A 12,216-nucleotide genomic window follows, 5' to 3' on the forward strand; every position below is an offset into this window, starting at 1 on the left:
CACTTACAAAAAATATACATTCAAAATTAATAATATATATCAAAACACTACTGTTCTCCAAAGGAAAGCCCAGCGGCTTCGCCGCTTCCGTCTTCTGTCCTCTGCTATTCCACACATTCGGGACTATTGATACACGAGCTTAAAGAAGTGTAACACAAGTTAGATACTCCGCAACTATAGGGCGCCGCAAAAGTACATCCGTCAACGGTCCCCGCGTAATAACATTTACTTTCTCCGTTTCCGATACTGATAAAAATCGAAGTAGAACTACTACCGCCCGCGGTAGTAGTTGCAGTAACCGTATAATTCCCGCTGTTAGTGGAAACCGGGTATCCTGAAATATTTCCAGTCGAAGAATCCCAAAAAAGACCCGCAGGTAAAGTTGGCGTAATCGTAAACGAAGTGATCGGACTTCCTGACAGTGGACTTGGATTACTTGGAATGATCGAAGTCGAAAACCGATTCAGGCCGGGCATAGGCTGAGTGTATCCGGTCACAGGAGTAAAATACCCAAATACTACGTTTCTAGTCGCGAGCGTAAAAGTGGTTTGTCTTGAACCGGCAGAGTTGGTGGCCGTTACGGTATACGTCGTCGCCGGATCCGAAACCGATGTAGGTGTTCCGGATATAACTCCCGTGCTTGTGTTAAAACTAAGCCCCGCTGGAAGAGCCGGACTAATAGACCAAGAACTAATCTGATTTGGAATATTCGGAGTATAACTTGGGTTCATGGAAGCAATCGGTGAGTTAGTTGGAAATGTGCACTGACTACTACAAGACGGATAAGACAAAGCCGTGATTTGTCCAATGGCAACTTGCAAAGAAAACGAAACCGAATCGGAAGCGTTCACATTTGTGGCCGTTATAGTATAATTCGTAGAACCAGTTACCGTTGTCGGAGTTCCAAAAATAGTTCCGTTGTTAGTGTTAAAATTCAATCCCGCTGGAAGTGTCGCAGGAGAAATGGAATACGTGATCGTTCCACTTCCAAATCCGTTTACTGTAGGCAAATAGGTAATCCCGACACCCAAAGACAAAATGTTATTCCCAGGTTGAAGGAAACTGTAGGTCAAAGTAGGATCATAGTTTGTCGAAAAGGAAATTTTGGCGGTTGTGCTCTGATCTTGATAAAGTTTTCTATCCTTATTATTGCGAATACTGTAATTTAAAGAAATTGTATATTCTGAACTTGAAACCGCTACCGTAGGAGTTCCGGTAATCCATCCAGTAAAAGAATCAAAAAAAACACCCGCCGGAAGGTTAGGAGAAATCGAAAAGGACTTAAATTCCAAAGAGGTATTTGGGTCTTGGGTTATAGCTGGGGTTAAAAACATATTACTGACCAATACTGGATAAGATCGATTGAGGATGGAACCTCCCGTATCCGAATATTGAAACGTAACGGTCGGCGCATTTGTGTCCGTACTGTTTCCAAGAGATGCAGGCGGGCGGCTCGTGCCGATGAGCGCTATCAATAAGTCTTCTCCTCCCTTCTCTTGGTTATCACAATTAAAAACTACAAAACTAAATACAACCCAACATACGATCCGTAAAAACTTAAAATTCGATTGAACCGGTTTACGATTCCAAATTAACAACAAACATAAGTTAAAAAATACTTTTCCAATTCTTTTCATTTACTTTTACAATTCCCTAAAATTCAAATCACCTAAAGCGATCCCAGCTCCAACGCTCTACACACATAATCAAATAAAATTATATAATCTTTTTAAAATGTTATTGGCACAAACCACATTCCAAAACCTTATAATGCGCCCTAAAATAACATTCAAAATTCTTAATACAAATTAAATCCACCTTCGCCCTTCATATGCAACGAGTTCGTCTTCCGTCAGCCTCTTCCTCTTTTGCAAGCCTTGAGAGCTTTTTCATCAACCACCTTCGATTCCAAATCAAAGATCGTGAATTTCTTGTACATAAATGTTTCACCGGTTTTTAACGTCAGGACATACGTATCGTTTCCGCATTCCGTTAAATCTTCGATTTTTTCGAAGTTGTCTTTCTCTGTATCTAAGATCGGAGAGTGTTTTCTCACAAACGCGACTTCACCTTTTGGAAGTTGCGCTCCAAAGAAATACCTGAAACCACCAAATACGTTTTTAGGTTGTTTTATGATTTGAAGAATCAAGGATTTACTCGGATTCAGTTTTTCGTATTCAATACTTTCGCTCAGTTTTGTACTTTGAAAAAGAAAATAGCCCAATACACAAGCAATCGCCGTTACAATGATGTTTAAGATTAAAAGAAATATTTTCATGATTTGTTTGCGATCCTATTCTAAATGATTCCAATTTATTTGTGATCTTATTATACTTATAAATTCACAAATTCATAAATTCATAAATTCAAAAAGAAAACCAAAAACAACGTCTTCGTCTACTCAAATTTTTCAGGACTTATAAAAAAAGAAACGGAAGACCCGATCATTTTTGCAGAGATTCATTTTACACAGCAAGAACCTGTCTCAGCTTTTGGGACAGATTCTTATAAAACAAAAATTCTTTTTAAATAACGCGAGTTCGGTTTTAAGCAATTCCAACCCGCTTAGATTTTTAATAAAATACTCCGATCTATCTTTGGACGCTCTTATTTTATGAGTATGATAGAGATCCATAGAAACTCGGAGAACAATTTTGTTATATTAATATTAATTGCTTAATCGTTCTATAAACTGATCCCTCTTTTCCTTTTTCAGCTCCAAAATCTAAAATCGACAAACAGAAATCTATTATATTCTAATACTTTAAAATAAAAAACCGTGTTTGCCATATTTCGACTCGATCTATTCAATCAAGGTCCAGCAACACATCGCACATAATAACCCCAGTCCTTGGTAGAAGTCACGTATGCACTACCGTATAAAAAGTTTACGGTCCAAGCGTTCGCATAATTCGTATTAGTTGTAGTAGAAGACCAATAATAATCTCCTCCAGCAATCAATACACTTGTATCCATTGCAGGATTTAATTGCGATCTATCCACTATACTCTTTAATTCGTTGATATTCGGAAGTCTCCATGTTTTACCTGCTGGCAAAACCGGTGGTTTTTTCGTCAAGGACCCATTACAATATCTCAATGCATCTCCCCAATGGTGCTGATCCGCATTACCAGACAAATTTCCACTAGACATCCCACAAGTCGATCTACCAGAACCGTTATGCGAACCTAATCCAGCAGCACAAATCTGCCAAATCAGCCCCGTTCTTTTATCTAAAACGGTTCCGTCCGTTTTATCTTCAAATCGAGTAGGAGGAGCATCCGCTTGAATTTGTACGGTCAATATCCACATAAAACAAAACACGGAAACATATAACTTTCTAATTTTCATTTTCATTTCTCCTATTCAGAGGACAGAGAATAAACGATAAAGTACACATAACGGGCGAGCTCATCTGTGTTAGCCCCGCAAAAAAGACAGGAAATTCATCATCATATCTTACATTCTTAGAACACATTTTACAATCACCTCCACGCATCGGCCCAAATCACATTCTAAATTTATAATGCATTTACATCAAAAAAAGTCGTAAACTTATTATTACATATTTTTTATTGAATATATAATTTTTATTATATCCTATTTTTTTACCCTTGAAAAATAATTTCAAAATCTAACTCCTCATCCAGAAACCAAAAAAAATTCGTATATCGATATTTTATGATATACCATAAAATTCTCGTTTTTCAACATTAGAGAAGATTATATACAAAATTTTTGATGTATCTTAAACTCCTACCTTACGTAAATAAAACTCAGCGGCTTTATTGCTTACTGATCTTCAGTCTCGACTTCGTCGATAATCAACGGCAACACTCTGCCACCTCTTAACGATTTTGTTCTCCACGGGCCGCTCTACATTTCTGAATCACGGCGCGCTAGGGATACTTCCAGAAACACAACGAACCCGTTTTCCATTCCCTAACGGCGCAAAATATACGTTTTGTTTGCAAAAATCCACGTACCAGGCATTGCTCAAGTTTGAAGTAAAAAACGAAGAACTCCAATAATCCAACTCCACCCCTACGCCAGAACATTCCCACGAAAACGGAATCGAATGAGCTCCTTGGTATGCCAATACGGTTTCTAATTCTTCTGCGGAAGGAAGTCTCCAATCCGTTCTATTTGCATGACCTCTAGTTGTCCCTCCCGCAACAGGGATCGTATTCAAATTATAACAGTATTGTAACGCGTCATAAAAATTGTAATAACCACTCGGAACATTGTTGTGCCAAACCAGAGTTGTGTTATCATCTTTGGTAGCGGTCTCAGTCGGATAACTCGAGTTAGTCGCATTGGAAGTATTTCTATATAAACCAAGTTGAAAAAAGCCGTCCTGTCCTTGTCTCGGATCTCCCCAAATACTGCCCGTGCTACCCAAACAATTTACCCAATCTGTCGCACCGGCCAAAGAGAAACAATAATTCTGTCCCGTTTTAAACACCGAACTTTTATACGTTACAGGCACAGTAGAAAAGTAAGAACCTGTCATAAATACACCCGCCACTTGTCCCGACACGTCGTTACTCTGTGCTGAATTATCCGAAACGTCTTTCACTGAATTCTTATCGAGCTGCCAACGTAAATAAGCGTTTTCCGGAAAACGAACCCAAGGTAAGGTCACAGTCAATACGTTATGCGCTTCTCCCGGACCAGAATTCCAAGCATAATTCGGTTTATACGAAGCATTAAAAGGAAACGTAACCCAAGAACTACCGTTAAAGTATTGAAGAGTAAATACAGGTGTAGTGTTCTTCATTGGCTCGCTAAAAGTGATAACGATCTTACTCGGATCCGGTTTTATGTTATGGCTGTTAATCGAAGGTGTAACCTTTGCAACTTGCGGATCTTGAGAATCTTTCCAAACGTTCACTTCTCTACTTGCATATTGAGGTCCATAACTGGCTGCTGCATTGGCTACACAGATCAAAAGTTTACTTTGACCCAAAGAGAAGTTCAAATTATTGACTTGAGAAACAATAGCGATCGGATTCGCCGCCCCTAAATTTCCGCTCACATTCGAATTGGAACCGAATAGAGTAATTCCGTTATTACAACTGCAATCACCTTCTGTAGAATAAAGATTTCCAGCGGTATCCTTATATTTGCCAGTAGGACAATTGTCAACATTCGAACTATCACACAGAACGCAAGGACCCTTAGGACAGGAAGAAGCGCCGGGATTACAAGCAGGTTCACTGGAACGTTTCAAGAAGTAATTAACCTTATTACCGCTTACTTCCCAAGAAATCTGAGGAGAAATTACATCGTCTATCATCATATAACCGGAATAAGGCGCCGGTATTGTGCTCAATATGTTGATTGTAGGTAAAGTGGTATCTATGGAATAAGTGGAAGATTGAACCGCGCTTAGATTCCCCGCCTTATCTCTTGCCAAATACCTATACGTACGATTCAAGATTCCATTTGCTAAAAGGATCGGACTTGAATACGTAGATCCGGTAAGTACCGTTCCCGTGCTACCAGAAACCGTTGGATTGGTTCCATCGATTGTATAAGCGACAACACTACAAGCAGCGCCACTATTATCATTACACTGCAGAGCAAGGTTTTGTTCCTTACCATAGTTTCCAGCAGCTGGGTTGGCAGTCACTGTCGGAGGGGTATCATCTCTAACCACTGTTAAACTAGCTTGCCCGGTAAAACCTGCAGTCACGCATACATACAACGGGTTTGTACCTACACTCAAAGAACCTGCGTTGATTATAAACGTATTAGGAGCGTTAGCCGAAACATTACCAGAACTCAAAACAGCTCCGTCATTACAACCGGTTCCATTGGCACGGATCATAAAAGTACCATTCTGATTGCTTTTCCAGACAAAAGACTGGGAATTTACGGCACCACTTACATTACTTACATAAAAATTTCCAGTCACACTTTCCAATGTGACATTCGGAAGGTTATAGTTCACTTCGTAGGTAGTAGAATGTACATTCTCTAAATTTCCTGCTAAATCTCTACATCTATACTGAACTGTATAAATTCCTTGTCCAAAAGAACCGACTGTAAAACTAGCCATAGTAGGATTTTTAACGTAACCTATCAAAGGGGAAAAAGAAGGAATTCTACCATCTGTAGAATAAACTAAATTTCCCGGAGCCAAATTATCCGCACAAGTTACAGTGACATTTTGAGCTCCTCCATAAATACCCGAAGCAGGAAAAATAGAAGAAATCGGAGGATTCAAATCATTTGCAAGTAAGGCCAAAATCGGGTTATCTACTACGCCGTCTCCGTTCTCGTCATAACCTAACCCAGGATAAACGAAAACTTGATTTCCAGTACAATTCGGGCCGGTTTTTAATATCACTGCACCTCCTTCTAAAGCACAAAGATAATAATCCAGCACACCATCCCCGTTCACATCCACACCAATCGGTTGTCCTTGTGCGTTATTTACAAAAATGATTTGAGGAACCCCACTTCCATTTAAAGAAATTCCGGAAGTATTTCCGTTCCCACTAGGATCCACTACAATTCCAATAGCAGAAGAACCGTGGCCTCCATTTAAATCTACGGACTCTCCCGTGGAAAACGAAAGCGTCAATAGAGAGGCGGCCGCATTTGCTGCGTTAGACGAAGCATCACCCGCAGAAGGACCCAAAAGAGTTAAAAGAGCGTTGTAAAGCGCCCCACCCGTGGCGTTGGACTTAGGATTACAAGCAGTTATGAATAATAGCAAAAATAGTACAGTAAATATATTCCTTTGCATCACGTTTTTATAATACATATCAAAATTTCCCATATTCATACTCCTAAAAAAAAGCATTCAAAATTCATGATGTATCTAAATCACCTTACTTTCCACTCAAAGGTAAAAAAGCACACACCCAGACATCACATTTTTATAATACATCCTAATGCACTTAACATCTCACAATCCGTCAGCGGTTCCACAGCTTACTGTCCAACTTAGTTGATCCCCAACGTTTTCCTTTGGCTATTTCGTTTCTTATAGATCGCGTCATTAGATCGTTTATCTCCGGAATCATGGCCCATTTGCAACACAACGTATATACGCAGTATTCGATTTTCCTGTAAAAGGGCTCATCCCACCTGTAGGAAAATAAACAATCCAAGCATTGCTAGGGGACGGAGCATACGAAGACGAAGACCAATAGCCCGCATTTTTAGTATTTGGAAAAAGAACTGGATCAATCGTCACAATAGAACTCGCGGAAGACATATCTATGATACTATTCAATTCTTTAATATTCGGAAGTCTCCAAGACCTACCGGCCAAATTTAAGGAACTACAATAATTAATCGCCACGGACCAGGTAGGTTTAGTCGCGGTTCCCGTATTACAAGTGTTACCCGAAAGACCAGCACTACATTTCTGCCAAACCAAGTTAGACGTGTTGTCCAAAATTGTTTCGTTACCTAGATCGGTAAAGGTTTGAGATTGAGTTCCCGCACCAGAAACACAACGTATATTGTTCGTATTAGAGCGTACGTATACGTCGGAAGCACCGTAGTTAAAGTTCACTCCCCAAGCATAAAAAGGATTCGATTTTCTTAATGTAGAAGACCAAAAATAATTAGCAATAGGATCCGGAAAACCCTGACTTGGAAAAGCAGCGTTACCAGAACTATAACCAAAAACAGCAAGAGTATCCAATTCTCTTTGTGTAGGAAGTCTCCAATTAGTGATTCCCGCAAAACCTGCTCCTGCATTACACTCGTTCAAATAAGAACAACCGTTGACACTCGATGGATAAACCTGATTACTATTATCTTGAAAACTGTAAAAAGGCCAATATTCTAAACGGATCGGTTGATTAGATGAGTTCTTAGGAGAACAACTAGCAGATGGAGTGACAATATCTACGCACGAAGTGACTCCGCTATTCAAAGCGGAAATTTTACCTTCCGAACAAGTTTTCCATTTCAAACCGGAAGTGTTATCTTCTGTAACTGCGTCATTCGCAAATCCAGAATAATATCGAACCGTATAACTTCTAGCCATTCCATATTGGTTCTGGCCGTCTTGGTTACTTCCAGCACAAGGAATTAAATTACCCGAAGTATCCCAACAACTAGTCTGATCCGTTTTAAAAGGTTTAAAGAATTCTTGTCTCTGAGCCGTAAAAAACGTCCCTTGAACGTCATTCAAAGGAGTATTACCCGCAACATCTCGAAGAACATCTTTAGAAAGAGTCCACGTAACCTTTGCGTTTTCTGGAAAACGAATCCAAGACAAATCAATTTGAAGAGTAGTCGCGTTGACCCAGGTATACGTTGCCGTAAAATCAATACAATCCCAACTAACACCGTCAAAGATGGAAATGGTCAAAGGAGGATTTGTAGGAATGGGATAACAAACGTTTTTAATTTTAGAACCGGAAGAAATTCCACCAAACGAAGTATCCATGTTCTTACTAAAAACAATTTGGATTCTACCCGGACTTGGAGTGACAAATACTGGAGTCGCAATATTAAAGTCTGCTGGATTAGTAGAACTAACTGTGGGTCGAATATTGTCTTTTGTAATTGTAAAAGAAGTATTTCCATAAAGAGGATCTAATGCCGCATTAGCAACACAGATCAAAATAGAATTGGCTCCAGAAATAAAGTTAGAATTTAAAATCGTACTCGTAACCGGCACGCCTGCGGTAACGTTACCTGCCACATTTGTACCAGAAAGAATCGTTCCAAAATCACAGTTTGCACCAGAACGAATTGTAAAAACACCATTACGATCACTCACCCAAGTGACCGACTGGTCGCTGGTCGCATTCACAACACGACTAGCAGGAGTAAAACTATTCGTAGTTACAGTAGCAACTTGAGTAGTAATAAAATAAGCGGCGGACTGAACAGGCGACAAATTCCCTGCAAGATCCGCTCCTATAAATTTTAAAGTGACCGCAGAATTTACTGGAATGGAAATCGGATTTTGAAATTCTATTCCATTGAGAATGACCCCACTACTTGCATTGATATTAGGATCCGAGCCGTCCAGGGTATAAGCGATTTTTCCACAACCTAGAGGATTGTTATCCAAACAGGAAAAACTGACAGATTGAGCCTTACCGTAATTTCCACCACCAGGATTAGGAATGATAGAAGGTTGAGATTCGTCTCGAACGATCGCTAACGTTTGATAGCCGGTAAGCGCCGCTCTCGCACATACAAAAATAGTATTGGGTCCTACGTTAAAACTAGTAGCGGAGATACTAAACGAATTTATAATATTCGCAGTAACGTTGCCCGATTGAAGAATCGTTCCACTTTGACAATTATTAGCATTTAAACGAATAGAATAAATACCAGAATAGTTAGAAGACCAATTGAACGAAGCCGTACCAATTGCACCCACCAAAGAACTAACTCCGGAAGAATTTAAATTTGAAATCGTGACCGTAGGAACGTTATGATTGAATTCATACGAATCCGTATGAACACTTTCTACATTACCTGCCAAATCCCTACAACGATACTTAACCGTATAAATACCGTCACTACTACCTAACGTAAATTTTTTAAGTTTCGGATTGGAAATACTACCTTGAATGGGTTCAAAAGAAGGAGTGGAGGAATCAATCGTATAAACGATGTTACCCGGAGCAACCGAGTCGTTACAAGCAATCGTTAATTCAGTGGAAGAACCATAGATTCCAGGGCTCGGACTAATCACTGAATTCGGCGGATTAGAATCGCTGGCAATTTGAGAAAGGATTGGATTGTCCGCGACACCGTCTCCATTTGTATCATATCCTTGCCCAACAATTACGGTTACTGTATTTCCAGTACAACGAGAACCAGTAGTTAAATAATATTCTTTAACGCTTTTATAACAAATATAATAATCCGCAACTCCGTTTCCATCTGTGTCTATGGCAAAGGGAATTCCTTTTTCATCAAATAAAAAGATAATATCTGCAACTCCGTTATTTCTAGTAGAAATACCAAGTGTAGAATCATCACCAGTCGCAGAAACAACTGTTCCGGTATCCCCCCCGCTCAAGCCGTTTAAATGAGACATATCGCCAATTACAAACGGATTTGAAGAAGGATAAAAAATTCCGTTTATATAAGAACCTTGGGTGGCCAGACCTAAATAAGAAAGAAAAGAATAATCAGTACTCTGCGGTTTACAAAAGAACGAAAAGCAGAAAATAAGCAAAAGAAACTGAAACAAAACGAAATAACGTTTCAAAATCATCTTAGTCCCCTTTCCAAATGACAAAATAAGAAGTTCTAAAAACTCAATGCCGATCCCGGCTAACGATTGTTAAACGGCTAAAGAGCCTGAGTGCTGTATTTAAACGCACAAACCTGCTCCAAACCAAAACGAACTACGTAGCAGCAAGATGAACGGATCTAAGTTCGCCAAAAAAGACGTTCGGAACAGACTCTTTGTTAATTACAACCCAAAGTGTATCCGCCCGCTTAGGTGATAGGAAAGACTTCTGAGATAAATTGCAAATAAAAAAATCACATTATTCAAAAAAAATGCTGGAATATGTGTTGCCTCGATATAGATAAGTCAATTAAGAGATAAAAACAAGGAAAAATTATCACATTTCATTTGTAATATAAAAAAACAGAAAGTTTTGCAAAAATCTCGGATTTTGCAAAGAAACGGGACAACCTAAATAAAGGTTTAAAAGAAAAAGCGGAATCGACTTAAAAAGATGAAAAGAAAATATCACACCTTAATTCTAGGTTTAGCGCTCTTAATGTCTTTTTTTTCATCGAAGATCCGATCCGAATCTGTAAAACAACCTCCGATAAAAATAACTTTGGATCAAGCCGTACTCATAGGCTCCAGCAATAGTGTGGTCCTTAAAGTGTTAGAAGCCAAAAAAGAAGTAAGTAAAATGTTGATTACTGAAAAATGGAGAGAGTTTCTTCCTAAATTTGGAATTCAATACTACGGCCTTAGAAATCAAAACGTAAATTCAGCGGATAATATATACAACGATATTCGTTTAACGGTTCAGCAATTGATTTTTGACGGCGGAGAAGCGAATCTCAATTTGGAAATCGCAAAGTTATCCGAACTACTCAACGAACAAGATTTTAAAATCAATCTTTCCAGGCTTCGTCTAGACATCCAAAAAGCGTATTTCAGAGCGTTAGCATTAAAAGGAAAAGTTTTTATTCAAAAAAAAGCTCAGGAAAAAGCCCAAGAAGCACTTCGAAAAGGACAAGTAGAATTAAGACAAGGATTTATCACAAAAGTTCAATTAATGGATTTAGAAAGTAAATTAAAACAAACCGAGTTTAACGTGCAAAAATCTAAAAACGACAGCGATCAAGCCTTGTTAGACTTAAAACAAGTCATGAACTTAGATTATTACGCAGAAATCGAACTGAACGAAAGTATATTCTTTGACTTTATCATCAATGCACCACCTAACACACATAATTTGGATGAACTAATTTCTAAAGCAAAAAACGGTCGGGAAGATTTGAAAAAAATGCAAATCATCGTTAAAAAGTTAAAAAACGAAAAGGAAGTATTAGACAATCAATATATGCCCAAAGTTTACGTAGGCGCCTACGCTGGAAGAAACGGAAATAACAACCAATTTACACACGATAGTTACGGGGTTAATTTCAATCTAGTGATGCCATTGGGTAGCAGCGTGGTTCAGTCCAACGGAAACACTGGGGTTCAAAAAGACGGAAACGGGATTCAGACCTATCCCGGATTTGGAAATCAAACCGTGGGTCCCGGAACAAACAGTTATAACTCCACCTCCGTTCGATTATTTGACAATTTAAGTCAATCTAGAAAAGCGATGGAAGGTGAGATACAACTTGCCGAAGCATTATTAAATTATCGTAATATGGAAAACCAAGTTGGATTCGAAATTAAAAAAAGTGTAGATAAGCTCAATCAATCCTGGGAACTCATCAACATCGCCAATTCAAGAATCAATCTTCAGGTAGAATCCGGAAGAGCAATGGCCGCAAAGGTAGCATACGGTCATGCGAAAAAAGAAGATCAGATCAATTCCGAATTAGAAATGATCAAATCCCAAGAAGATCTCACGGACGCATTAACTTCCTACGCGATCAACTGTTATGAGTACGCTCAAGTCACAACGGACGAAGGTGGCTTAAGAAAATTGATCCAATACTCCAAAGGTTCGGGGAACTCGATATTATCCAATCTGATTAAAAACCAAGAAACGGGATCTAAGCCCAAAAAATAGG

The 12,216-nt window shown here is 39.0% G+C and carries 6 protein-coding genes; 1 reads left to right on the forward strand and 5 read right to left on the reverse strand.

All coding sequences use genetic code 11. The annotated features are described in order from the left end of the window. Positions 1-104 precede the first annotated feature (104 nt). The 5 genes from LEP1GSC049_RS219075 to LEP1GSC049_RS219055 all read right to left on the reverse strand — a co-directional run bounded on the left by LEP1GSC049_RS219075 (position 105) and on the right by LEP1GSC049_RS219055 (position 10,213). Positions 105-1,637 carry an Ig domain-containing protein gene (locus LEP1GSC049_RS219075; protein ID WP_016560552.1) on the reverse strand — a complete coding sequence of 511 codons (1,533 nt, stop codon included), beginning with the start codon at positions 1,635-1,637 and terminating at the stop codon, positions 105-107. A 215-nt stretch (positions 1,638-1,852) separates the two neighbouring features. Further along, complete coding sequence (locus tag LEP1GSC049_RS219070) at positions 1,853-2,278, reverse strand: hypothetical protein (protein ID WP_004759512.1); 426 nt, start codon at positions 2,276-2,278, stop codon at positions 1,853-1,855. 533 nt (positions 2,279-2,811) lie between these two features. Further along, positions 2,812-3,351 (reverse strand): Lcl C-terminal domain-containing protein, encoded by a 540-nt coding sequence (locus LEP1GSC049_RS219065; protein ID WP_004753506.1) that lies wholly within the window; start codon positions 3,349-3,351, stop codon positions 2,812-2,814. 538 nt (positions 3,352-3,889) lie between these two features. Beyond that, complete coding sequence (locus LEP1GSC049_RS219060; RefSeq protein WP_016560577.1) at positions 3,890-6,790, reverse strand: Lcl domain-containing protein; 2,901 nt, start codon at positions 6,788-6,790, stop codon at positions 3,890-3,892. A 243-nt stretch (positions 6,791-7,033) separates the two neighbouring features. After that, the gene (locus tag LEP1GSC049_RS219055; RefSeq protein WP_016560563.1) at positions 7,034-10,213 is read right to left on the reverse strand and encodes an Lcl domain-containing protein; all 3,180 of its coding nucleotides are present in this window, start codon (positions 10,211-10,213) and stop codon (positions 7,034-7,036) included. A 472-nt stretch (positions 10,214-10,685) separates the two neighbouring features. Between LEP1GSC049_RS219055 and LEP1GSC049_RS219050 the strand changes: the two genes are divergently transcribed. Beyond that, entirely contained in the window at positions 10,686-12,215 is a 1,530-nt protein-coding gene (locus LEP1GSC049_RS219050; protein ID WP_016748175.1) for a TolC family protein, read from the forward strand. Position 12,216 lies beyond the last annotated feature (1 nt).

The sequence above is a fragment of the Leptospira kirschneri serovar Cynopteri str. 3522 CT genome (assembly GCF_000243695.2).
Taxonomy (GTDB): Bacteria; Spirochaetota; Leptospiria; order Leptospirales; family Leptospiraceae; genus Leptospira; species Leptospira kirschneri.